Here is a 23,868-nt window from a genome sequence, read left to right as displayed (position 1 = left end):
ACTCGACACGCTTTTCGTCGAGTTGACACCCCTGCCTGGTTGTGGCTCGCTCTGGCCCGACTTGTGACGGGACCACCCACCCGAACCGCACCACCTACGCAACGCAACTCCGCCCAACGCAACAGGCGTGCCATCAACCCGCTGACGGCGTGGGACAGGTCCTTGATCAGATTGGCGGGGTCCGGGGCGGAGCCCCGAAATCCCGAAACCGGAACCAACGCACCCAACCCGACCACCACACCCCAAACCCGTACCCTGGGAACCAACCCCAGATGGCTCACCCGAGAGGACCAGCGGTGCAACCCGGTCAGTTCGACATGCAGGCCCTGCTCCAGCAGGCCCAGAACATGCAGCAGCAGATGGCCTCGGCCCAGGAAGAACTGGCCAACACCGAAGTCACCGGCAACGCGGGCAACGGCCTGGTCACCGCCACGGTCACCGGCGGCGGCGAGATCATCAACCTCACCATCGACCCGAAAATCGTGGACCCGGAAGACGTAGAAACCCTCCAGGACCTCGTGATCGCCGCCATCAAGGACGCCAACACGAAGGCCCAGCAGCTGGTGGAGCAGAAGCTCGGCCCGCTGGCCCAGGGTGGCCTCGGCGGGTTGCTCGGCTAGATGTACGAGGGCCCAGTACAGGACCTGATCGACGAGCTGGGCAGACTCCCGGGCGTCGGCCCGAAGAGCGCCCAGCGCATCGCCTTCCACCTCCTGGCAACGGAAGCAGCCGACATCGAGCGGCTGCAGAACGCACTCCAGAAGGTCAAGGAGGGCGTGGTCTTCTGCGACGTCTGCGGCAACGTCTCCGCCGAGACCAGGTGCCGGATCTGCCGCGACCCGAAACGCGACCTGGCGCTGGTCTGCGTGGTCGAGGAGCCCAAGGACGTTCAGGCGATCGAGCGAACCAGGGAGTTCAAGGGCCGCTACCACGTCCTGGGCGGCGCACTGGATCCGCTCAGCGGCGTCGGCCCGGACCAGCTGCGCATCCGGCAGCTGCTCAACCGGATCGGCACGACCACAGACGGCGTCGACATCTCCGAGGTCATCATCGCCACGGACCCGAACACTGAGGGGGAGGCCACGGCCACCTACCTGGTCCGGATGCTCAGGGACTTCCCCGGCCTCTCCGTCACCAGGCTGGCCAGCGGCCTGCCGATGGGCGGCGACCTGGAGTTCGCCGACGAACTGACGCTCGGACGTGCGCTATCTGGTCGCCGGAGCATGTAGCCACCGCACCACCGCGACTGGGCAACACCCGCCTGGTCGCGGTGGACGGCCCTTCGGGCTCAGGTAAATCCACCTTCGCGAAGAAGCTCGCCAAGGAACTCGACGCCACGCTGATCCTCACCGACCACTTCGCGATGTGGGACGACCCGGCCATCGGCTGGTGGCCCGAACTGCTAGCGGTCCTCGAGGAGGTCGCCGCAGGCAGACCGGCGCAGTACCGCAAAACCGACTGGTCCCAAGGCTTCCCGCGTCGCAACGAGGGCCCAGTGGTCGAAGTACGTCCGGAAAGGACGATCATCTTCGAGGGCATGTCCTCGGCCAGGAAAGCGATCGCCCATCGGCTGAGCCTTGCGATCTTCCTCGACCACGGTGACGAAAAGGCCCGCCTCGAACGGGCGGTCGCACGCGACGGTGAGAAGTACCGCAAGGACTTCGAGCGCTGGCAGCAGTACGAACGCGGCTGGTTCGCCGTTGACGAAACCAAGGCCAGAGCTGACTACGTTGTCACCTCGAGCTGAGCCCGGACCACTCCGGCCTCAGGCGTTCCGATCGCGCTGAACACCTCCAGCGACGACGTCCAGTAGTCCCGCGCCGAGTCCACGTCACCCAGCGCCGCACAGGCATCGCCGGCCAGCAGAAGCGCCCGCCCGAACACCCACCGGTGCCCGGAGTCCGAACCAACGGAAGCAGCTCGCTGCGCGCATTCCAGCGCACCGGCGGCGTCCGAGGTGTCGAGGTGAATGCGCCCGAGCACGAGCAGCACCTCCATCTCGGCCAGCCGGAACTGCGACCGCCCCGCCTCCACCAGCGCCGAGGTCGCCATCGACAACGCGTCCTCGTACCGGCCCACGCCGCGGTACGCGGCGGCCAGACCCCGCCGGGCCGAGCAGATGCCCCACGAGTAACCGGTCTCGACCGCGATGGCCAGCGCCGCCGAGAACTGCTCGACCGCCGACACGTACCGGCCGGCACCCTCCAGCGCACGGCCGAGCAGGTTCATCGCGTCGCAGACGCTCTTGACGTTCTCCAGGTCCTGCGCGATCTGCATGGCCGCGGACGCCTCGACGGCCGCCTCCTCGTAGCGGCCGCGCATGATCAGCGTGATGGCCATGCCCTCGTGCATGGTGTGGCCGAAGTTGCGGGCGGCCGCACGTTCGTACAGCGCGCTGGCCTGCGCGAAGTAGGAGGCGCCCAGGTCGGGTTCTCCGCGCCACGCGTGCACCTCGCCCAGGGCGCGCATCGAGTTCGCCTGGCTGATCCACGAGTCGAGGCGCGTGCCGACCTCCAGCGCTTCCTCGAACGTGGTCGCCGCGCGGTCGAGCTGGCCCAGCTGCATGTAGACGCCGCCGAGGTTGAACAGGGCGTTGGCGAGCACCTGGGTCGCGTTGATCCGGCGGGCGATCACCAACGCACGTTCCAGGTGGTCGGCGGCGTGTTCGAGTTCGCCCAGGTCGATGTAGACGCTGCCGGCGTTGGACAGCACGGCGGCTTCGGCCTCGGGCAGGTCGATGCGTTCCTGCAGGGCGATGGCCTGCTGGTAGTAGCCCAGGGCGTTGCGGTGCTGGCCCGTCACCCAGTACAGCGTGCCCAACGACGACAGCATCGCGAGCTGGCCGAGTTCGTCACGAGGTGCACGAGCTCCCAGCAACCCCGCCTTCGCGGTCTCGCGCCACTCCGCGGTCAGGCCCTGCGTGTAGAAGTAGCCGCGCAGGGCGTCGGCCAGCTGCCACGGCGAGTTCTCGGGGTCGCGCTCGACGGCGTGCGCCACCAGGGCGACCAGGTTGGCCCGCTCGATGTCCAGCCAGGCCAGCGCCTCGGTGCTGGTGCTGAACGTCCGCGGCACGACGCTGTCCAGCGGGGCCGGGCGCGGGAAGCGGAACAGCGTCGACTTCATCGCCGCCGTCGCGTTGTCGACCGAGCGCACCGCCCAGTCCACCAGCCGCCGCAACGACAGCCGTGAGTCCGCGCGGCCCTCTTCGAACGCCAGACGCTCGGCCGCGTAGTCACGCAGCAGGTCGTGGAACTGGTAGCGGGACGGCGCGTGGTTCGCGATCAGGTTCGCGGTGGCCAGCCGGTCGAGCCGGCGGCGAGCGTCCTGAGTGGTCAGTCCGCTCAACGCGGCTGCCATCTCCGGCGTGAAGTCGGTCCCCGGCACAAGAGAAAGCAGCCGGAACATCTGCGCGAGCTCGGGCTTCAGCGCCGTGTAAGAGAGGTCGAACGCCGCGTGCACCGCGACCCGTTCGTCACCCTCGACCGCCAACGCGGCGAGCCGGTTGCCCGCCCGCAGCTCCTCCACGTAGTCCGCGATGGACAGTTCCGGACGCGACACGAGGTTCGCGGCTGCGATACGCAAAGCCAATGGCAGATGCGCGCACAACGCCGCCAGCTCCAGCGCCGCGTCCTCCTGGGACGCCACCTCGTCCGCACCCAAAATGCCTGCGAGGAGTGACTTCGTCTCGTGCCAGTCGAGCACGTCCAACCGCACGTTCGACGCCGCGTGCGACACGGCCAGACCACGCAACGTGTCGCGTGAGGTCACCAGCACCGCACACCCAGGCGATCCGGGCAGAAGCGGGCGGATCTGTTCAGCGGACGACGCGTTGTCGAGGAGCAGCAACACGCGCTGACCAGTCAAAGTGGACCGGAACATCGCCTCCTGTTCGTCCTGGTCCAGCGGCACCTGGTCCGGTTCGGTCCCCAGCGCGCGCAGGAACCGCGGCAGCACGTCGACCGCGCTCAACGGCGGGCCGGGGGCGTATCCGCGCAGGTTCACGTACAGCTGACCGTCCGGGAAGTCCGTGCGCATCCGGTGCGCCGCGTGCACGGCCAGCGCCGTCTTGCCCACGCCAGGCGGCCCGGCCAGCGTGACGACGGGCACACCCTGCGCGGTCCGCAGCAGAGCGATGATCAACGACACGGCCTCGTCCCGGCCCACGAAGTCGGGGATGTCCCCAGGCAGCTGCGACGGCACGACCCGTTCCGGCTTCGCGGCCACCACGGGCGCACCGGACGAAGCGGCGGCCACCGAGTCGATCGACCCGGACAGCACCTGGCTGTGCACGCGCCGCAGCTCGTCGCCGGGGTCGATGCCCAGCTCCTCGCCCAGCAGACGGGAAACCCGCTGGTAGGCGGCCAGTGCCTCGCTCTGCCGGCCGGACCGGTACAGCGCCACCATCAGCTGCGCCCAGAACCGCTCGCGCAACGGGTGTTCGCTGGTCAGCCGGGACAGCTCCGCGACCAGCTGGCCGTGGCGGCCCAGTTCGAGATCGACCTCGACCCGGCGTTCCAGCACGTGCAGGCGGCGTTCGTTCAGCCGCGGCACCTCGTCGCGGTGCAGGATCTCGGACGGCACGTCGACCAGCGCCGGCCCCCGCCAGAGCCCGAGGGCGGCGGCGAACGCGGCCGAGGCGGCCTGCAGGTTGCCTGCGCCGCGCTCCTGCTCGCCCTGGTCGATCAACGGCTCGAAGCGCATCAGGTCGATCGTCTTCTCGTCGACGTCGATCAAATACCCGTCCGGAACGGTCCGGATGGGCACCGACGGCCCGAGCAGCTGTCTGAGACGCATCACGTAGGTCTGCAAAGTCGCGCGAGCGCGCGCGGGCGGGTCGTCGCCCCAGACGTTCCCGGCGAGCTCGTCCACGGACACCGAGGTGCCCGCACGCAGCAACAACGACACCAGAAGGGCCCGCTGACGACCCGCGCGGACGAGCAGTGGTTCGGCGTCGAGGAGGACCTGGAGAGGGCCGAGCACGCGGAACTCGACCTGCCTGCTCATGCGACCTCCTCCGCGTGTCGTTGTTGTTTCTACAGCCTAGGAGAGCGTTCGACGCATCTGTGGTGCTCACGTTGGGTCAGCGGGCATGCGCCGGACGTATCAGAATGCCTGGTCTAGTGGCCGGATCGTGACCTGAGTTGCCCCGGAGGGGGTATGTACAACGGTTATCGTCGGCGACCACACCGTGAGACGTGCGGATTTCTGCAAGGGGTGTTTGATGGTCCACTCAGTAACGGCTCGACGCCGGTGGGTTGCCGTGATCGGCTTCCTGAGCGTCAGTGCCCTCGCCCTCTCAGGTTGCGCGACATCCCAGCGCGACTCAGGAGGTGGCGGCAAGGAAGGTGGCACGCTGACCTTCGGTGCCGCTGGCGCGCCGAAGCTCTTCGACCCGTTCTACGCGACGGACGGCGAGACCTTCCGGGTCTCTCGCCAGATGTTCGAGGGTCTGGTCGGCTTCAAGCCGGGCACCGCCGAGGTCGAGCCCGCGCTCGCCACGAAGTACGAGTCGAGTGCCGACGGCAAGACCTGGACCTTCACCCTCAAGGAGGGCGTGAAGTTCCACGACGGTACGGACTTCAACGCCGAGGCCGTGTGCTTCAACTTCAACCGCTGGTACAACCAGAAGGGCGCCGGCCAGTCCGACGCCGTCTCGCAGTACTGGCTGGACAACTTCGGCGGGTTCGCGACCACGCCGGACAAGCCGTCGCTGTTCAAGGCCTGCTCGGCCAAGGACGCCAAGACCGCGGTCGTCGAGCTGAACGAGGTCACCTCGCAGTTCCCCTCGGTCCTCGGCTTCACGTCGTTCTCCATCTCCAGCCCCGAGGCGCTGAAGAAGTACGACGCGGACAACGTCGTGGCCGCCGGTGACGCGTTCACCTACCCGGCTTACGCGACCGAGCACCCGACCGGCACGGGCCCGTTCAAGTTCGGCAAGTACGACAAGGCCAACAACACCGTGGAGCTCGTGAAGAACGACGCCTACCACGGCACCAAGGCCAAGCTGGACAAGATCGTCTTCAAGATCATCCCGGACGAGACCGCCCGCAAGCAGGCGCTCAAGGCCGGCGACATCGACGGTTACGACCTGCCGAACGCGGCTGACTGGGCCGGTCTGAAGACCGACGGCTTCAACGTCGCGATCCGCCCGGCGTTCAACGTGTTCTACCTGGGCATCAACCAGAAGAACAACCCGAAGCTCGCCGACCTCAAGGTCCGTCAGGCCCTGATGTACGCGATCAACCGCGAGCAGCTGGTCAAGTCGCAGCTGCCCGAGGGCGCGAAGGTCGCGACGCAGTTCATGCCGGACACCGTCAACGGCTACAACAAGGACCTCAAGGCCGTCGGCTACGACGCCGCCAAGGCCAAGTCCCTGCTGGCCGAGGCCGGTGCCTCCGACCTGACGCTGAAGTTCTACTGGCCGTCCGAGGTCACGCGTCCGTACATGCCGTCCCCGAAGGACCTGTTCGGCGCGATCTCCGGTGACCTGCAGGCCGCCGGCATCAAGATCGACGTGGTCACCAAGCCGTGGAACGGCGGCTACCTGACCGACGTCGACAACGGCCTCCCGGACCTGTTCCTCCTGGGCTGGACCGGCGACAACGGCACCGCGCACAACTGGGTCGGCACGTTCTTCGGCCGCACCGACAACCGCTTCAACACCGGTGTGTCGGCGTGGGGTAACTCGCTCAAGGACGCCCTGGCGAAGGCCAACTCCGAGCCCGACGAGGGCAAGCGCACCAAGCTGTACGAAGAGATCAACAAGAAGATCATGGACGAGTACCTGCCCGCGATCCCGATCTCGCACTCCCCGCCCGCTCTGGTGTTGAAGTCGGACATCAAGGGTGTCGTCCCGAGCCCGTTGACCGACGAGAAGTTCGGCTCGGCCTCCAAGGGCTGAGCTGACTAGCTCCCACCACAAGAGAACAACGGGGTAGCTCAAGTGCTCCGCTACACCATTCGACGGCTGATTCAGCTGGTCGGCGTGGTGCTGGTGCTCTCGATGTTGCTCTTCGCGTGGTTGCGACTCCTCCCAGGTGGGCCGGTTTCGGCCCTCCTGGGAGAACGCGCTACGCCGGAGTCGCGCGAAGCCCTCACCAAGCAACTCGGCCTCGATCAGCCGATTTTCGTTCAGTACTTCAAGTTCCTCGGTCGCGCCGCGACCGGTGACTTCGGCGTCTCCACCGGTGTTCAGCCCGGTGACTCGGCGCTCGACATCTTCATCCAGCGGTTCCCCGCAACGATCGAGCTCAGCTTCTTCGCGATCGTGATCGCGATCGCGGTCGGCGTCCCGCTCGGATATCTCGCCGCGAAGCGTCGCGGCGGCTGGTTCGACAACCTCAGCGTCATCGGCTCGCTCATCGGTGTGGCAGTGCCGGTGTTCTTCCTGGCATACCTGCTCAAGGACGTGGCGTCGTCCGGTCTCGGCCTGCCCTCGCAGGGCCGGCAGGACGCGATCGACGCCACCCGCGTCACCGGGTTCTTCACCCTCGACGGCCTCATCACCGGCGAGATCGACGCGACGTTGAACGCACTGGAACACCTGATCCTGCCCGCGATCGCGCTCGCCACGATCCCGTTCGCGGTGATCTTCCGGATCACCCGCGCGGCCGTGCTCGACGTGCTCGACGAGGACTTCGTGCGCACCGCCGAGTCCAAGGGCCTCACCGCACCGGTGATCCGCCGCCGGCACGTGCTGCGCAACGCCATGCTGCCGGTCGTCACGACGATCGGCCTGCAGACCGGTGCGCTGCTCTCCGGCGCCGTGCTCACCGAGAAGGTGTTCTCGTTCGCCGGTGTCGGGCAGGCGCTCGCCATCGGGTTCGAACGGCGTGACTACCCGGTGCTGCTGTTGTTGATCATCATGGCCACGATCGTCTACGTCGTGGTCAACCTGTTGGTCGACCTCTCGTACGCGCTCATCGACCCGCGCATCAGGACGAGGTGAGCGCAGTGGCACTCGGAGTGACCAAGAAGGAAAAGATCGACGGTCTCGCGGAGTCCGCGGGCGTCTCGCTCGCCGCGAGCGCGTGGAAGCGGCTGCGCCGCAGCCCGGTGTTCCTCATCGGTGCGGTGATCATCGGCATCTTCATCGCGCTCTCGCTGCTCTCGCCGTGGCTCGCCCCGCACAACCCGTCAGAAGCGATGCTGATCGACCAGGTCGTGAAGGCGCGCAACGAGATCCCGCTGCCGCAGCCGGGCCACCCGCTCGGTGGCGACCTGCAGGGCCGCGACTTCCTGTCGCGTCTGCTGGTCGGCTCGCAGCAGACGTTGATCGTCGGTGTCGGCGCGACGCTGATCGGCCTGACCGGCGGCCTGATCCTGGGCACGCTGGCCGGCGCGATCGGCGGCTGGGTCGACTCGGTCGTCATGCGCATCGTCGACGTCATGCTGTCGCTGCCGTCGCTGCTGCTCGCGTTCTCGATCGCGGCGATGTTCGCCAAGCCCAGCCAGTTCACCGTGATCCTCGCGGTCTCGATCGTGCAGATCCCGGTGTTCGCGCGGTTGCTCAGAGGCTCGATGCTCGCGCAACGGCACAGCGATCACGTGCTGGCGGCGACGGCGCTCGGCGTCAAGAAGGGCGCGATCGTGTTCCGGCACATGCTGCCGAACTCGCTCAGCCCGGTGATCGTGCAGTCCACGCTCGTGCTGGCGACGGCGATCATCGAGGCGGCGGCGCTGTCGTTCCTCGGCCTCGGCAACCCGGACGACCGGATCCCGGAATGGGGTCAGATGCTCGGCGACGTGCAGAACGTCTTCGACACGCATCCGCACCTCGCCGCGTGGCCCGCGGTCTGCATCATCATCGTCGCGCTCGGCTTCACGCTCATGGGCGAGACGCTGCGCGAAGCCCTCGACCCGAAGAACAGGCGGTGAGTCGTCGTGGCACTGCTCGAAGTACGTGACCTCACCGTCGTGTTCCAGCGCAGGGGCGAGGAGCCGTTCCGCGCGGTCGACGGCGTCAGCTTCGACGTCGAGCCCGGCCAGACGGTCGGGCTCGTCGGCGAGTCGGGCTGCGGCAAGTCCGTGACATCGTTGGCGATCATGGGGCTGCTGCCCAAGCGCGGCGCCAAGGTCACCGGCACCGTGACCTACGACGGCACGGACCTGCTCAAGCTGTCCGACCGGGAGATGCGCGACCGGCGCGGCCGCGACCTCGGCATGGTCTTCCAGGACCCGCTGTCCTCGCTCAACCCCGTGATCCCGATCGGCCTGCAGGTCACCGAGGTGCTCGAACGGCACCGCGGCCTGGCCCGCAAGGAGGCCATGATCGAGGCGAAGAACCTCCTCGACAAGGTCGGCATCCCGGATCCGAACCGGCGGCTCAAGGAATACCCGCACCAGCTCTCCGGCGGTATGCGGCAGCGCGCTCTGATCGCGATCGCGTTGGCGTGCCGGCCGAAGCTGCTGATCGCGGACGAGCCGACGACGGCGCTGGACGTGACCATCCAGGCCCAGATCCTCTCGGTGATGAAGGAACTGGTGCAGGACCTCGGCACGGCGCTCGTGATGATCACCCACGACCTGGGCGTCGTCGCCGGCCTGTGCGACGAGGTGAACGTGCTGTACGGCGGCAAGGTGGTCGAGAAGGCCAACCGGCACCCGCTCTTCGCGGAGCCGCGCCACCCGTACACGCACGGTCTGCTGGCCTCGATCCCGCGCCTCGACGCGGCGCCCGGCGAGAAGCTGACGCCGATCAAGGGTTCCGTCGCGGACAACATCCCGTGGACGAGCGCCTGCGCGTTCGCACCCAGGTGCCCGAACGCACTGGACATCTGCCGTTCCGAGACGCCCGCCGAAGAAGATCAGCTGGGCCGTCTGCTCCGCTGCCACAACCCGGTGGTCCCGGGTACTCCCGCCGCCGAGGAGGTGCCGGTGTGAGCGAGACCCTGGTGTCCGTTCAGGACATGAAGGTGCACTTCCCGATCAAGCGGGGTGTGCTGCTGGACCGGACCGTCGGCTACGTCTACGCGGTCGACGGCGTCGACCTCGAGATCAAGCGCGGCGAGACGTACGGCCTGGTCGGCGAGTCGGGGTGCGGCAAATCCACCCTCGGGCGGGCGATGCTGCGGCTCAACGAGCCGACCGCGGGCAAGATGATCTTCGACGGTCAGGACTTCTCCACCCTGAAGGGCGAGGAGCTGCGCAAGATGCGGCGCCGGATCCAGATGGTGTTCCAGGACCCGCTGTCGTCGCTCGACCCGCGCCAGTCCGTGGAGTCGATCCTGGTCGAGGGCCTGCGGGCGCACGATCTGGACAAGGGCAAGGAGTCGACCAACAAGCGACTTCGCGACCTGCTCACGGCCGTCGGTCTGCCGAGCACGGCGCTGCGCAAGTACCCGCACGAGTTCTCGGGCGGTCAGCGGCAGCGCATCGGCATCGCGCGGGCGCTGGCCCTGGAGCCGGACCTGATCGTCGCCGACGAGCCGGTGTCCGCGCTGGACGTGTCGGTGCAGGCGCAGGTCGTGAACCTCATGGAGGAGCTCCAGGAGCAGTTCGGCCTGACCTACCTGGTGATCGCGCACGACCTCGCCGTCGTGAAGCACATCTCCGACCGGGTCGGCGTGATGTACCTCGGAGGTCTGGTCGAGGAGGCCACCGCCGTGGACCTCTACGCCGAGCCGCTGCACCCGTACACGCGGGCGCTGCTGTCGGCGATCCCGGTGCCCGATCCCGTGGTCGAGGACCGGCGCGAACGGATCCTGCTCGCGGGTGACCTCCCGTCGCCTGCGAACCCGCCGTCCGGCTGCCGGTTCCACACCCGGTGCCCGTGGCGGCAGGCGACCAAGTGCGACACCGAGCGGCCCGTGCTGCGGGAGCTCAAGCCGGGTCACAAGGTCGCGTGCCACTACGCGGAGCAGATCCGGTCCGGCGAGATCCAGCCGCACGAGGTGAAGCCGATCCTGATCGAGGAGGACGGCGGCATGTCGCCCGACGTCCCGCTCGTGGGCCCGGCCTCGGTGACCGAGGCGCTGAACCCCTGAGTTGTCGTCGTACGTCCGGGGCCACCTCGTTTCGAGGTGGCCCCGTTCGTTTCTCCAGGCTTCTCTGTTGCCCTGGATCAATGGACAGTCGTGGCTCGATCTTGTTGAGGGCTGCCGAGATCGCCTCGATCGACGGCCTGGAGGGCGTCACGATCGGGCGGCTCGCGGTCGAGCTCGGCATGAGCAAGAGCGGCGTCTTCTCGCACTTCGGCGCCAAGGAAGAACTGCAGATCGCCACCGTGCACGCCGCCGCGGAGATCTTCGCGCGCGAGGTCGTCATCGCCGGCGGACCACTGCTCGACCTGTGCGGCAGGTGGCTCGACTACTCGAAGCGCCGCGTGTTCCCCGGCGGCTGCTTCTTCGTGGTGACCCGCTCGGAGTTCGCCGCCCGCCCAGGCCGCGTGCGCGACGCGTTGATGCTCTTCAACCTGCGCTGGATCTCACTGCTGGAACGACTGACCGGCAACGCCGACATGGCGTTCGAAGTGGACGCCCTGCTGGCCGCAGCGGACCGGTTCGCCGTGCTCTACGACGACGCCTCGGCGTACGAGAGAGTGCGCTCGTCCTTGCGCGCACGGATCACCATGCCCACGGGGATGGAGATGAGCGTGGCCACAGCGAACGACAGCAGCATCGCCAACCACGCCTCGTCGACGATCTGGCCGCCGATGAACCCGACGGTGGCGGGGTAGAGGCTCCACAGGGCCGACCCGACCGCTGCCACGGGGATGAAACGCCGCAGCGGCCACTTGAGCGCCCCCGCCAGCAACGCGCCCACGATGCCCCCGGCCGGCAGGAACCGGGCGGCGATGAGGATCGTCTCGCCCTTGGTCCCGAGCTGGTCGGCCGTCCACACGACCATCGCCCGCGCCTTGGCGTTCTTGTTGACCCGGTCGAGGGCCCGCATGCCCATCCGGCGTCCCATAGTAAAGTTGATCATGTCGCTGGCGAGGCAACCCGCAGCGGCGACGAGCACCACGAGGTACAGCGGAACCTCACCGGAAGCGGCCAGAACACCGGCGCCGATGAGCACTGCCTCCGTCGGTGCCAAGGGCACGACGGCGACCAGGAACAGCACGACGAGGCTGGCGGCTGTGGTGCTCATGATCCGTGAACGTACGTGACCCAGGTGAACAATCCCGACCTGGGTGTTTCTTCAGCGCACCTACAGGATCGAAGTCGATCTCAGGCACGACAAGCGGCGGCGGTGGTTCGTCTGGTTCGCGAGCTTTCCGTGGTAGTCCGAACGGCCCTGCGATTGCACTTAGGTGCATGACTCGCCGTCACTTGCCGAGATTTCCCGGTCCGAGTTCCGGTCCCCAGTAGGGCTCGTCGCGATGGCTGGTCCGACCTGTTCGTTGTCCGATCTTGCCATCGGGATCGGCTCCCGCTGCCGGGCGCACCGCTGCATCACACGGCCGGATCCAGGGCGTATGCCTCGCGATGGCTCTTCGCAACGTTCTGTGGCGGTTCAACCAGTCAGTGGATGACACGTGATGACCGCTCGGTTCTGCCGGTAGACCTCCGATCTGTCATCGATTCATCCGGCACTTCTGTCGTTGACCTGTGTCCTGGGCCACAACTAGCCTCCCGAATCAATAGGAAAGCTTCTTTACCAATCCTTCGAGCCGCTGCCCTTGCCCAGGAGGACGAAGTGATCAGAAAACGCACCCGAGCGGGTGTCGCGTTGGCCCTGTTCGCGCTGGTAGTACCCCAGATCGCGGCATCGGGCACGGCCAACGCGGCTGACTCCCTGCTGTCCGCCAACAAGCCCACCACCACATCGTCCGTGGAGGCCGAGACCTTCGGCAGCGCCAACGCCGTCGACGGAGATCCGACCACTCGATGGGCGAGTCTCGAAGGCGTCGACCCGCAGTGGATCGCGGTCGACCTCGGCAGCACCGCCACGATCTCCAAGGTCAAGCTGAACTGGGAGGTCGCGTACGCCTCCGAGTACAAGATCCAGACGTCGAGCGACGGGTCGTCGTGGAGCACCAAGAAGACCCTCACCGGTCAGAACGGTGGCATCGACGAAACCAGCCTGACCGCATCCGGCCGGTACGTGCGGATCTACGGCACCAAGCGCGGCACGTCCTACGGCTACTCGCTCTTCGAGCTGGAGGTCTGGGGCAGCGGGAGCGGCGTCGACCCGACGCCGCCCAGCGCGCCGTCCAACCTCGCCAGCACGGGCACCACGTCGAGCTCGGTGAGTCTGCAGTGGACGGCCGCGACCGACAACGTCGGCGTGACCGGCTACGACGTCCTGCGCAACGGCAGTGTCGTCGGAACCCCGACCGGCACCACGTTCACGGACACCGGTCTGGCGTCGGGCACGCAGTTCACCTACACCGTTCGCGCACGTGACGCGGCCGGCAACCTCGGGCCCGCGAGCAACGCGGTGCAGGTCACGACGCTGCCCGCCGGGCCCGGTGACACCATCACGATCGTCGTCTCCGGCGACATCGCGTCGTTGACGAACACCGAGCACTACGAGACCGCGAAGCTGATCGACCAGATCAAGCCGAACTACATCGCAACGGTCGGCGACAACCAGTACGACAGCGGCACGCTCACGGAGTTCCGCAACCACTACGACAAGTCGTGGGGCAAGTACAAGAGCATCACCAAGCCCGCGACCGGCAACCACGAGTGGTACGACAACCTCAACGGCTACAAGTCCTACTTCGGCGCCATCGCCTACCCGCAGGGCAAGCCGTACTACAGCTGGAACGTGGGCGAGTTCCACATGGTCTCGGTCGACTCCTGGCCGCTGGACGAACACGGGTCGGACTCGGAGCAGCTCGCCTGGATCAAGTCGGACCTGACCGCGAACACCAAGCCGTGTGTCATCGGCTACTGGCACCACCCGCGGTTCACCTCCGGCAAGTACGGCGACAACTCGGTGATGGCTCCGTACTGGAACGCGTTCGCGGACGCCAAGGCGGACCTGCTGCTCGGCGGCCACAACCACCACTACGAGCGACTCGCTCCGTTGAACAAGAGCGGTGCGATCGACCAGGCCAACGGCATGCGGTCGGCGGTCGTCGGCATCGGCGGTGACTACCTCTACAAGGAACGCACCCCGCGGGTCGGCGTGGAGAAGTACTTCTCCGACAGCCACGGCGTCATGAAGCTCACCCTGTCCGGCCGCTCCTACTCGTGGGAGGTCATCGACACCGCCGGACGGGTGCGCGACCAGGCCGGTCCTTACAACTGTCGTTGATCCTTTCTGGCTGTTGATCGTTCTTGGCTGTTGATCGGATCTGGCCGTTGATCGGAGGCCGTCGTGTACATCGCAACCGCTCGACAAGCTCCCGCCGCGGGTGGCACCGGCAGGATCGCGGCGAACGTGCTCGCCCTGGGCGCGGTTTCCCTGCTCACCGACGTCTCGTCGGAGATGGTCACCGCGATCCTGCCGCTCTACCTCGTGCTGGGGCTGGGGTTCTCCCCGCTGCAGTTCGGTGTGCTCGACGGCATCTACACCGGTGTGACGGCACTGGTTCGCGTTGTCGGCGGTCATGCGGCGGACCGCTGGCAACGGCGCAAGTTCGTGGCCGGGCTCGGGTACGGGATCTCGGCGCTGGGCAAGCTCGGCCTGCTCGCCGCCGGGACCTCGGCCACCGCGATGGGACTCGTGCTGGCCGGGGACCGGACCGGCAAGGGCTTGCGCACCGCGCCGAGGGACGCGCTGATCACGTTGAGCAGTGAGCCCTCGGCGCTCGGACGGGCCTTCGGTGTTCACCGTGCCATGGACACCGTTGGCGCGTTCCTCGGCCCGCTGGTCGCGTTCTGTCTCTTGTGGACGCTGCCGGCGCGGTACGACGTGGTGTTCGTGGTGAGCTTCTGCTTCGCCGCACTTGGTTTTCTCGTTCTGGTGCTCTTCGTGCGTGATCACCGCGATGTGCTGCCACGCGTCGCGGTGTCGCTGCGGAGTGCGTTCGGTTTGCTGCGGTCCAGGCCGTTCCGGCGGGTCTGCCTGGTCGCGTGTGGACTCGGGTTTCTGACGCTGGGCGACGGGTTCATCTACCTGTTGCTGCAGAAGAAACTCGACGTCGACGTCGCTTACATCGCGTTGCTGCCCCTCGGCACGGCCGGCGTGTACCTGCTCGCCGCCGTGCCGATGGGTGCCCTGGCCGACCGGGTCGGCCGCTGGCGGATGTTCCTCGTCGGCCATCTCGCGTTGCTCGGGGCGTACCTGCTGTTCGCCGGCACATCGGGAATCGCCCTGCTGGCCGGCGTTCTGGTGCTGCACGGGCTGTTCTACGCGTGCACGGACGGCGTGCTGATGGCCGTCGCCGGTCCGCTGGTCCCGGACGAGCTGCGCACGTCCGGTCTGGCCCTGCTCCAGACCGGCCAGGTGCTCGCCCGCGCGAGTTCCTCGGTCCTGTTCGGAGCTTTGTGGACGTGGTTCGCTTGGTGAGGATCTTGATCGTCGTCGCCGCCGTGATCGCGTTGGGCGTGGGCGCCACCGCCTACGCCCTGCGTGCGCCGGACGAGGTCTCCGTCGCGGTGGAGCCCGGCCCGGTCGAACTGACTCCCGGCCGGCTGCTGTTCGTGGACGACTCGAGCGGCCGGGTGGCATCGGTGTCGTTGTCCGATCCCGGCGGTCCGCGCCGGGTGAGTGCGTTGTCCTGCAAGCGGTTCTTCACCGCGGCGAAGCAGGGACTGTGTCTCGCGGACCGCTCCGGCCCGTTCCCGGGAGCTGTCTCGGTCTTCGTCGACCAGTCGCTGACCGAGACGCACCGCATCGACGTCGCCGGTGTGCCGAACCGCGCGAAACTGTCGGCGGACGGGCGGATGGCGTCCTGGACGACCTTCGTCACCGGTGACTCGTACGCGCAGACCGGCGCGTTCTCCACCCGCACGGCCATCTACGACCGGCAGACCCAGGAGTACCGGAGCAATCTGGAGGGCACGCGGATCGCCGGCATGAAGAGGACCGAGGACATGAACTTCTGGGGTGTGACGTTCACCGGGGACAACCGCTCCTTCTACGCGACGATGTCCACTGCGGGCAAGACCTACCTGATCAACGGCGACCCGGCCGACAGCTCCGCGAAACCGTTGCGGGAGAACGTCGAATGCCCGTCGCTGTCCCCGGACGGCAAGCGCGTGGCGTTCAAGAAGCGCGTGCCCGGCGACGGCGCCCGGCCGTGGCGCGAGCACGTACTGGACCTGACCACGATGGTGGAGACACCGCTGGCCGAGACCCGTGGGATCGACGACCAGGTCGTGTGGCTCGACAACGACACCATCGCCTACGGCCTGCCGGGAGAGGGCATCTGGGCCGTGCCAGCGAACGGGGAGGGCGCGCCGCGGCAGCTGGTGCCGCACGCGTCCTCCCCGTCCGTTGTCTCTTAGCGCTAGCGGTTCGCCCGGTTCACGGCCGAGACGATCGCGCGGAACGAGGCCGCGACCGTGCTCGAGTCGATGCCCACGCCCCACAGCACGCGGTCGCCTACTGCGCACTCGAGGTAGGCGGCCGCGCGGGCGTCGTCACCGGCGGACAGCGCGTGCTCCGCGTAGTCCATGACCCGCACGTCGTAGCCAACGGACGCGAGCGCGTCGACGAACGCGGCGATCGGGCCGTTGCCGGCGCCCGTGATCTCCTGCTGCTCGCCGTCGATCAGCAGCGTCGCGGTGATCTCCTCGTGCCCGCTGCCGTCCGACGACGCCTTGTGCTTCAGCAGGTACAGCGGAACCTTGCCGTGCAGGTACTCCTCCGCGAAGGCGTCCCACATCTCCTTCGGGTTGATCTCGCCGCCCTGCGTGTCGGTGACCTCCTGGATCACCTTCGAGAACTCGATCTGCAGGCGCCGCGGCAGGTCCAGGTGGTGCTCCTGCTTCATCAGGTACGCCACACCGCCCTTGCCGGACTGCGAGTTGACCCGGATGACGGCCTCGTAGTTGCGGCCGACGTCCTTCGGGTCGATCGGCAGGTACGGGACCTCCCACTGGAAGTCGTCGACGTGCTGCCCGGCCTCCTTGGCGTCGGCCTCCAGCGCCTCGAAACCCTTCTTGATGGCGTCCTGGTGGGAGCCTGAGAAGGCGGTGAAGACCAGGTCACCGCCGTACGGGTGGCGTTCGGCGACCGGCAGCTGGTTGCAGTACTCGACGGTGCGGCGGACCTCGTCGATGTCGCTGAAGTCGATCTGCGGGTCGATGCCCTGGCTGAACAGGTTCATCGCCAGCGTGACCAGGCAGACGTTGCCGGTGCGCTCACCGTTGCCGAACAGGCAGCCCTCGATGCGGTCCGCGCCGGCCAGGTAACCCAGCTCGGCGGCCGCGACACCGGTGCCGCGGTCGTTGTGCGGGTGCAGGCTCAGGATGATCGCCTCGCGGTTGGCGAGGTTGCGGGACATCCACTCGATCGAGTCGGCGTAGACGTTCGGGGTGGCCATCTCGACGGTGGCCGGCAGGTTGATGATCAGCGGCTTCTCGGGCGTGGGCTGGATGACCGCGGTGACGGCGTTGCAGACCTCGAGGGCATAGGTCAGTTCGGTGCCCGTGTAGGACTCCGGGCTGTACTCGTAGCGGAAGTCCGTTTCCGGGTAGTCCTGCTCCTGGGCCTTGGCGAACTTCGCGGCGTCCACGGCGATCTTCTTGATGCCCTCGCGGTCGGAGCGGAAGACCACGCGGCGCTGCAGGATCGACGTCGAGTTGTAGAAGTGGACGATGGCCTTGTTGGCGCCGCGCAGGGACTCGAAGGTCCTGGCGATCAGCTCTTCACGGCACTGGGTCAGGACCTGGATCGTGACGTCGTCCGGGATGGCGCCGTCCTCGATGATCTCCCTGACGAAGTCGAAGTCGGTCTGGCTGGCGGCCGGGAAGCCGACCTCGATCTCCTTGAAGCCCATGCGGACCAGCAGGTCGAACATCTTGCGCTTGCGGGCCGGGGACATGGGGTCGATCAGGGCCTGGTTGCCGTCTCGCAGGTCTACCGCGCACCACTGCGGCGCGGTGTCAGCCCGTTTGGTCGGCCAGGTGCGGTCCGGGACGTCGATTACCTCTACTACCTCGTGGAACGGGCGGTAGCGGTGGAACGGCATGCTGCTGCCGAGTTGGTGGTTCCACTGCGGCTGGGAGTCCGGGGCCGGGCGCGCGGGCTGGCGGATTCGGCTGTTGCCGGAGGTGTAGGCGTCTGGGGAAGTCATGGATTTTGCTCCGGTGCGGGTCGTTTGGTGGGAACGACCGGCGGCAACGCTGAGTCCCGCGACGGGGGGCCGGTCTGATCAGACCCCGTCACGGCAGCGAAGCAGGAGGGAACGCCACACGGGGGACAGAGTAGCCACAGGTTGGGTGGGGATGGAACTTAGGGACCGGATCGTGGGACAAGCTGGGGGTGGGCCGCGTGGCGATTCCGCGGCCTTTGAGGGTGGTGCGGTCCAGGCGGGTCGCTGTTTCAAGCGTTAGGACGCCTCGGCTGCGCCATCGGGTCGCCTCGCCTGCGGCATTGGCGTGATTTCGGGGCTGCAGTGCATGTCATGGTGCATACACAAGTTTTGCGGCGCGTGAATCCGGGAATCGTTCATGTATGTCCAGATTACGTACGACCAGTGGCCGCGGCACGGCTTCACGCGTGATCAGCGGCATCGGTGCGCTTTTCGCCCTGATCGAGATCCTCTACATCCTGATGATCGTGCTCGGTGCGAACCAGACGAACGCGTTCTTCAAGTTCGTCCAGTCCCTCGCGGAGCCCCTTGCCCTGTTCTTCCCCGGGCTCTTCGGAACCGGTAACTACAACCTCGACGTGTTCCTCAACTACGGTCTCGCTGCCGTGTTCTGGCTGGTCGTGACCGGGCTGCTCGCGCGTGCGGTGTCACGCTACTGAGTAGTAGATTCCCGGCTCATGCGTACGCGGGTGGTCGGGATCGCCGCAGGAGTTGTCAGCTGGGTCGGCCTCGCGCTGGCGGTCGTGCTCGTCGTTCACGTCGTGCTCACCGTCGGCGGGGCCAACCCTGAGAACCCCATTACGAGTTTTGTGAAGGCGGTTGCGGAGCCTGTTGCGCTCGCCTTCAAGGATCTGTTCGAACCCGGAGACGCCAAGCTCCGGGTCATCGTCAACTTTGGGCTGGCCGCGTTGTTCTGGCTGGCCGTTCGAGCGATCGTCCTTCGGCTTGTGAGGCGACTGAACTAGGTTCGTGTGCATGGCGCGCGACGACTTCTGCAACAGCTGTGGCACTCGGTACGCGGACACGTCCGGGTACCCGCGCAAGTGCGGCAGTTGCGGGCACATGGTGTGGGCGAACCCGTCGCCGGTTGTCGTGTTGCTGGTGCCGGTCAAGGACGGGGCGCGGACCGGGTTGTTGACCGTGCGCCGGGCCATTCCGCCGGTGGGGGAGTTGGCGTTCGTCAGCGGGTTCATGGAGTCCGGCGAGTCGTGGCAGCAGAGTGCGGCGCGTGAGCTCGAAGAAGAAGCGAACGTGCTTGTCGACCCCGATGCGTTGCAGCCGTTGCACTTCGTGTCGACGCCGGACGGGGGAACGGTGTTGATGTTCGCCACGGCGCCGGTGATCGACATCGAGGACTTGCCGCCGTTCGTGCCGAACGACGAGGCGTCTGAGCGCAAGGTCATCTTTGAGCGGGAGCCGTTGGCGTTTCCGCTGCACAGTGATGTCGCGCGGAAGTACTTCTCATGCGAAGGGTGACTCGCCCCAGGTGCCGGTGAAGACGGTTTCGGACAGCGGGTGGCGGCGGCGTTCGCGCTGTTCGCGGGCTTGAAGGTCTTCGGGGAGGTCTTCCAGCCGGCCCTGGTGTCCCAGAGCCATGACGACCAACGGGCGTACGTCGTCGGGCATGGAGAAGGCGGAGTGGGCGGCTGTTTTGTCGAAGCCGCCCATCATGTGTGCGATCAGGCCCATGTCCACGGCTTGCAGGGCGATGTTCTCCATGGCCAGGCCCAGGCCGAACTCGATGTTGGGCAGGTCGCCGCGATCGTCGCCGGTGATCACGCAGCCGATGAGCAGTGCGGAGGCGCGGAAGGCCCAGGTCTTGTTGCCTGGGCGGAGGGTTTCGAAGATCGCGTCGAACGTCGGGGTGCCGCGTTTGCCGAGGACGAAGCGGGCCGGCTGGCTGTTGCCGTGGGACGGGGCCCAGCGGGCGGCTTCCAGCAGGGTGCGGAGGTCGTCGTCGGAAAGCGTTGCCTCGGTGTCGAAGGCGCGCGGGCTCCAGCGTTTCGAGATCAGCTCGTTCATCAGATCGCATACTGCCAAACGGCCAGGGCGTTGGCGCCGAACCAGGCGCTGAACAGCGTTGCCAGGCCCAGGACGGTCAGGACCGTGGAGGTCTTGCGGCGCGCCAGGACCAGGGCCAGCGGGAGCAGCAGGGTGAACGCGGGCAGGAGCAGGCGGGCTTTGGAGTTCATCAGGCCGTTCGAGCCGATGTCCATGACCAGCACGCCGATGCCGTAGGCGATCAGCGGCCATTCCATGCGTCGCTGGAAGGCGTAGACGACCAGGACGATCGCCAGGATCAGCAGCCAGACCGTGCCGGTTTCGAGTTCGGAGCGGGGGTTGCCGAGGTGTTCGAAGGCGAACTTCATGGTGGCGCCGCCGCCGTCGAACCTCGAGCCCCAGCCGCGTTGCTGCACGCCGAACCAGCCGGTCAGGTCGCCGGTGCGGATCGCCACCCAGCCGAGGTAGCCGAGCAGGCCCAGCGGTGCGATGAGGCCGCCGAGCCACGCTCGCCAGTCGCGTTTGTCGGCGATCACCGCTACCAGCGCCGCGAGGCCGACCGCTGCGATCAGGGCTGCCGCAGTCGGGCGGACCAGGCCTGCCGCCGCGCAGCACACGCCAGCGAGGATCCAGCGCTTCTTCACCACGCCTACCAGCGCCCACGCTGCGAACGCGCAGAACGTGGCCTCGGAGTAGGTCATGGACAGCACGACGGCCATCGGGGACGCGGCGAACAGCGTCACGAAGATCAGACCGGCCTTGGACGAACCGCCGCGGACCGCGCGGCCGAGCACGAACAGGCCGTAGGTGCAGAACAGGCCGCTGATCAGGCTCACCGCGAAGGCCGCGCCCACCGCGTCCACGCCCGGCAGACCGTCGATCCACCTGATCAGGGCGGGGTAGCCGGGGAAGAACGCCAGCGGCGTCTCGGCCGAGCGTTTGCCGGCCGCGTCGGTGAGGCGCAGCGGCACGTCGTTGTAGCCCCCGGAGGCGATTCCGAGGAACCACTCGCCGTCCCACGACTTGAGGTTGTCGGTGGCGGTGTCGGCCCTGCCGTTGATCTTGTTCTGGTACTCGACGACGAGCTGCAGCACGAAGAGACCTACCTGGCGAACGAACAGGTAGATCAGTGCGGGCGCCGTCCAGAGCGCAACTGGATGTCTGAGCGCCTCGGCCAACCGTGAGGGCGCATTGCTCTCATGCACGGCTGCTGGGGCCTCCACGACATCGGCGGTCGACGACACCCGGACAGAGTAGTCACGCGCATCACGGCTCCAGAGTCTCACCAGGTGGTCCGGGTAGGCTGCCTTCGACGTGGGGTTTTAGTCGCGCGAAGGAGGTCAGGTCGGTGGCGCTCGTCGTCCAGAAGTACGGCGGTTCATCGGTTGGAAGCGCCGAGCGGATCAAACGCGTGGCCGAGCGCATCGTCGCGACCAAGAAGGCGGGGAACGACGTCGTTGTCGTCGTGTCCGCCATGGGTGACACGACTGATGAACTGCTCGATCTCGCCCGCCAGGTCTCGCCGGTGCCGCCCGCGCGTGAGCTCGACATGCTTCTCACCTCGGGTGAGCGCATCTCGATGTCACTGCTCGCGATGGCGATCAACTCGCTCGGTGCCGAGGCGCGCTCCTACACGGGCTCGCAGGCCGGCGTGATCACGACTTCGGTGCACGGCAAAGCGCGGATCATCGACGTGACGCCGAGCCGGATCCAGGACGCGACTTCCGAGGGGGCCATCGCGATCGTCGCGGGCTTCCAGGGCGTCTCCCAGGACTCGAAGGAGATCACGACGCTCGGCCGTGGCGGCAGCGACACCACCGCGGTGGCGCTCGCGGCCGCGACCAAAGCCGACGTGTGCGAGATCTACACCGACGTGGACGGCGTCTACACCGCCGACCCGCGCATCGTGCCGAACGCGAAGAAGCTCGACACGATCACCTACGAGGAAATGCTCGAGATGGCCGCGTGTGGCGCCAAGGTGCTGATGCTCCGCTGTGTGGAGTACGCCCGCCGCTACAACGTGCCCGTGCATGTCCGCTCTTCGTTCAGCAACAAGACCGGAACCATCGTGTCCGGTTCAGTGGAGGACCTTCACGTGGAACAGGCGATGATCACCGGCGTCGCGCACGACCGGTCCGAGGCCAAGATCACTGTCACCGCCGTGCCGGACCACCCGGGCATCGCGGCCAAGATCTTCCGGGTGGTGGCGCAGGCGGAGCTCGACATCGACATGGTCGTGCAGAACGTCTCGCAGGCCGCGTCCGGCCGCACCGACATCACGTTCACGCTGGCCAAGGTCGACGGCCCGCGCGCGGTCGCGGCACTGGAGAAGTCGCGCGGCGAGATCGGCTTCGACCAGGTCCTGTACGACGAGCACGTCGGCAAGGTGTCGCTGATCGGCGCGGGCATGCGTTCGCACCCCGGCGTCACGGCGACGTTCTGCGAGGCGCTGGCCACGGCCGGCGTCAACATCGACATCATCTCCACCTCGGAGATCCGCATCTCGGTCATCTGCCGCGACACCCAGCTCGACGACGCCGTCCGTGCCCTGCACGACGCGTTCGACCTGGGCACCGACGAAGAGGCCGTCGTTTACGCAGGGACTGGACGATGACTGCCCCCGTGCTCGCGCTGGTAGGCGCGACCGGTGCCGTCGGCACCGTCATGATCGACATCATCAACACCCGGTCCACCGTGCCGTGGGGCGAGATCAGGCTGATCGCGTCCCCGCGCTCGGCGGGCAAGAAGATCAACGTGCGCGGCCAGGACGTCACGGTCATCGCGCTCTCGCCCGAGGCGTTCGACGGCGTGGACATCGCGATGTTCGACGTACCGGACGAGGTCTCCGCCGAGTGGGCCCCGATCGCCGCCGAGCGCGGCTCGGTCGCGATCGACAACTCCGGCGCGTTCCGGATGGACGCGGACGTGCCGCTGGTCGTGCCGGAGGTCAACGCCGACCAGATCAACAACCGTCCGCGCGGCATCATCGCGAACCCGAACTGCACGACGCTGTCGATGATGGCGTCGCTCGGTGCCCTGCACCGCGAGTTCGAGCTCAAGGAACTGGTCGTCGCCTCCTACCAGGCCGCGTCCGGCGGTGGCCAGGCGGCGATCGACCGCCTGTACGCCGAGATCAGCGCGCTGGCCGGCAAGGAGGTCGGTGTCGTCGCGGGCGACGTCCGCGCGACGCTGGAGGCAGCCGGCCTGCCCATCTCCGACTCGCCGTTCCCGGCCCCGCTGGCGCTGAACGTGGTGCCGTGGGCGGGTTCGCTGAAGGACGACGGCTGGACGTCCGAGGAGCTGAAGGTCCGCAACGAGGCCCGCAAGATCCTCGGCATCCCGGACCTGAAGGTCTCGGCCACCTGCGTGCGCGTCCCGGTCGTGACCACGCACTCGCTGTCCGTCCACGCGACGTTCGCCCGCGAGGTCACCGTCGAGGCGGCGCACAAGATCTTCGAGGAGCAGCCGTCGATCGTGCTGGTCGACGACCCGGCCGCGAAGCGCTTCCCGACGCCCGCCGACATGGTGGGCGAGGACCCGACGTACGTGGGCCGCGTGCGTCAGGCGCTGGACTTCCCGAACACGTTGGACTTCTTCGTGTGCGGTGACAACCTGCGCAAGGGTGCCGCGCTGAACACCTACGAGGTCGCGGAAGAACTCGCGAAGCGCCTCTGAACGCTGTGACGTGAGGGCCCCTGTCGTGCGAACGG

The 23,868-nt window shown here is 67.4% G+C and carries 20 protein-coding genes and 2 pseudogenes; 17 read left to right on the top strand and 5 right to left on the bottom strand.

Annotated elements, in window-relative coordinates; translation table 11 throughout:
• Positions 1 to 272 precede the first annotated feature (272 nt).
• The 3 genes from ACWGE0_RS33435 to ACWGE0_RS33425 are packed head-to-tail and all read left to right on the top strand — an operon-like array spanning position 273 to position 1,747.
• A complete protein-coding gene (locus ACWGE0_RS33435; RefSeq protein ID WP_452264893.1) occupies positions 273 to 620 on the top strand; it encodes a YbaB/EbfC family nucleoid-associated protein in 348 nt (115 codons plus the stop codon).
• Entirely contained in the window at positions 621 to 1,229 is a 609-nt protein-coding gene (gene recR, locus ACWGE0_RS33430; RefSeq protein WP_452264892.1) for a recombination mediator RecR, read from the top strand.
• Positions 1,230 to 1,270: 41 nt separating this feature from the next.
• Positions 1,271 to 1,747, top strand: a complete 477-nt coding sequence (locus ACWGE0_RS33425) for a uridine kinase family protein (protein ID WP_452264891.1) — start codon at positions 1,271 to 1,273, stop codon at positions 1,745 to 1,747.
• Here ACWGE0_RS33425 and ACWGE0_RS33420 read toward each other — a convergent pair.
• Complete coding sequence (locus ACWGE0_RS33420; protein WP_452264890.1) at positions 1,726 to 5,004, bottom strand: AfsR/SARP family transcriptional regulator; 3,279 nt, start codon at positions 5,002 to 5,004, stop codon at positions 1,726 to 1,728. The genes ACWGE0_RS33425 and ACWGE0_RS33420 overlap by 22 nt on opposite strands.
• 217 nt (positions 5,005 to 5,221) lie before the next feature.
• Between ACWGE0_RS33420 and ACWGE0_RS33415 the strand changes: the two genes are divergently transcribed.
• The 6 genes from ACWGE0_RS33415 to ACWGE0_RS33390 all read left to right on the top strand — a co-directional run bounded on the left by ACWGE0_RS33415 (position 5,222) and on the right by ACWGE0_RS33390 (position 11,677).
• Positions 5,222 to 6,901: an ABC transporter substrate-binding protein gene (locus ACWGE0_RS33415; RefSeq protein WP_452264889.1), complete on the top strand. Its 1,680-nt coding sequence runs from the start codon at positions 5,222 to 5,224 to the stop codon at positions 6,899 to 6,901.
• 42 nt (positions 6,902 to 6,943) lie between these two features.
• The gene (locus ACWGE0_RS33410; protein WP_452264888.1) at positions 6,944 to 7,948 is read left to right on the top strand and encodes an ABC transporter permease; all 1,005 of its coding nucleotides are present in this window, start codon (positions 6,944 to 6,946) and stop codon (positions 7,946 to 7,948) included.
• A 5-nt stretch (positions 7,949 to 7,953) separates the two neighbouring features.
• On the top strand, positions 7,954 to 8,877 hold the full coding sequence (locus ACWGE0_RS33405; protein ID WP_452264887.1) for an ABC transporter permease: 924 nt from the start codon (positions 7,954 to 7,956) through the stop codon (positions 8,875 to 8,877).
• Positions 8,878 to 8,883: 6 nt separating this feature from the next.
• Positions 8,884 to 9,882, top strand: coding sequence for an ABC transporter ATP-binding protein (locus ACWGE0_RS33400; RefSeq protein ID WP_452264886.1), 999 nt, complete (start codon positions 8,884 to 8,886; stop codon positions 9,880 to 9,882).
• A gap of 26 nt (positions 9,883 to 9,908) precedes the next feature.
• Complete coding sequence (locus ACWGE0_RS33395) at positions 9,909 to 10,985, top strand: ABC transporter ATP-binding protein (protein ID WP_452264897.1); 1,077 nt, start codon at positions 9,909 to 9,911, stop codon at positions 10,983 to 10,985.
• A gap of 80 nt (positions 10,986 to 11,065) precedes the next feature.
• A complete protein-coding gene (locus tag ACWGE0_RS33390; protein WP_452264885.1) occupies positions 11,066 to 11,677 on the top strand; it encodes a TetR/AcrR family transcriptional regulator in 612 nt (203 codons plus the stop codon).
• A gap of 41 nt (positions 11,678 to 11,718) precedes the next feature.
• Here ACWGE0_RS33390 and ACWGE0_RS33385 read toward each other — a convergent pair.
• Positions 11,719 to 12,090, bottom strand: a pseudogene (locus tag ACWGE0_RS33385) (DedA family protein); the annotation flags it as partial.
• A gap of 549 nt (positions 12,091 to 12,639) precedes the next feature.
• Between ACWGE0_RS33385 and ACWGE0_RS33380 the strand changes: the two are divergent.
• The 3 genes and pseudogenes from ACWGE0_RS33380 (at position 12,640) to ACWGE0_RS33370 (ending at position 16,346) form a co-directional block, all read left to right on the top strand.
• Positions 12,640 to 14,208, top strand: coding sequence for a discoidin domain-containing protein (locus ACWGE0_RS33380; protein WP_452264884.1), 1,569 nt, complete (start codon positions 12,640 to 12,642; stop codon positions 14,206 to 14,208).
• A gap of 63 nt (positions 14,209 to 14,271) precedes the next feature.
• Positions 14,272 to 15,390, top strand: a pseudogene (locus ACWGE0_RS33375) (MFS transporter); the annotation flags it as partial.
• A gap of 11 nt (positions 15,391 to 15,401) precedes the next feature.
• Entirely contained in the window at positions 15,402 to 16,346 is a 945-nt protein-coding gene (locus ACWGE0_RS33370) for a hypothetical protein (protein ID WP_452264883.1), read from the top strand.
• Positions 16,347 to 16,348: 2 nt separating this feature from the next.
• On the opposite strand, the gene leuA is transcribed toward ACWGE0_RS33370, so the two are convergent.
• Positions 16,349 to 18,139: a 2-isopropylmalate synthase gene (leuA, locus tag ACWGE0_RS33365; protein ID WP_452264882.1), complete on the bottom strand. Its 1,791-nt coding sequence runs from the start codon at positions 18,137 to 18,139 to the stop codon at positions 16,349 to 16,351.
• Positions 18,140 to 18,519: 380 nt separating this feature from the next.
• Here leuA and ACWGE0_RS33360 point away from each other — a divergent pair, with 380 nt between their 5' ends.
• Genes ACWGE0_RS33360 through ACWGE0_RS33350 form a run of 3 tightly spaced genes read left to right on the top strand, consistent with a single transcriptional unit; the run spans position 18,520 to position 19,633 of the window.
• Positions 18,520 to 18,816, top strand: coding sequence for a hypothetical protein (locus ACWGE0_RS33360; protein WP_452264881.1), 297 nt, complete (start codon positions 18,520 to 18,522; stop codon positions 18,814 to 18,816).
• 18 nt (positions 18,817 to 18,834) lie between these two features.
• Positions 18,835 to 19,122, top strand: a complete 288-nt coding sequence (locus ACWGE0_RS33355) for a hypothetical protein (RefSeq protein ID WP_452264880.1) — start codon at positions 18,835 to 18,837, stop codon at positions 19,120 to 19,122.
• Positions 19,123 to 19,132: 10 nt separating this feature from the next.
• Positions 19,133 to 19,633: an NUDIX domain-containing protein gene (locus ACWGE0_RS33350; RefSeq protein ID WP_452264879.1), complete on the top strand. Its 501-nt coding sequence runs from the start codon at positions 19,133 to 19,135 to the stop codon at positions 19,631 to 19,633.
• Here the strand turns inward: ACWGE0_RS33350 and ACWGE0_RS33345 are convergent.
• The gene (locus ACWGE0_RS33345; RefSeq protein ID WP_452264878.1) at positions 19,619 to 20,179 is read right to left on the bottom strand and encodes a nitroreductase family protein; all 561 of its coding nucleotides are present in this window, start codon (positions 20,177 to 20,179) and stop codon (positions 19,619 to 19,621) included. The two genes, ACWGE0_RS33350 and ACWGE0_RS33345, sit on opposite strands and share 15 nt — an antisense overlap.
• Entirely contained in the window at positions 20,179 to 21,252 is a 1,074-nt protein-coding gene (locus tag ACWGE0_RS33340; RefSeq protein WP_452264877.1) for a hypothetical protein, read from the bottom strand. The genes ACWGE0_RS33345 and ACWGE0_RS33340 overlap by 1 nt, the downstream gene beginning before the upstream one ends.
• Before the next feature lie 254 nt (positions 21,253 to 21,506).
• On the opposite strand from ACWGE0_RS33340, the gene ACWGE0_RS33335 reads away from it, so the two are divergent.
• Both ACWGE0_RS33335 and ACWGE0_RS33330 read left to right on the top strand, forming a co-directional pair.
• Positions 21,507 to 22,772, top strand: coding sequence for an aspartate kinase (locus ACWGE0_RS33335; RefSeq protein WP_319968979.1), 1,266 nt, complete (start codon positions 21,507 to 21,509; stop codon positions 22,770 to 22,772).
• A complete protein-coding gene (locus ACWGE0_RS33330; RefSeq protein WP_452264876.1) occupies positions 22,769 to 23,833 on the top strand; it encodes an aspartate-semialdehyde dehydrogenase in 1,065 nt (354 codons plus the stop codon). The genes ACWGE0_RS33335 and ACWGE0_RS33330 overlap by 4 nt, the downstream gene beginning before the upstream one ends.
• The last annotated feature ends 35 nt before the right edge of the window (positions 23,834 to 23,868 follow it).

Source organism: Lentzea sp. NPDC054927 (assembly GCF_053610285.1).
This window is presented reverse-complemented; position numbering and strand designations above follow the sequence as displayed.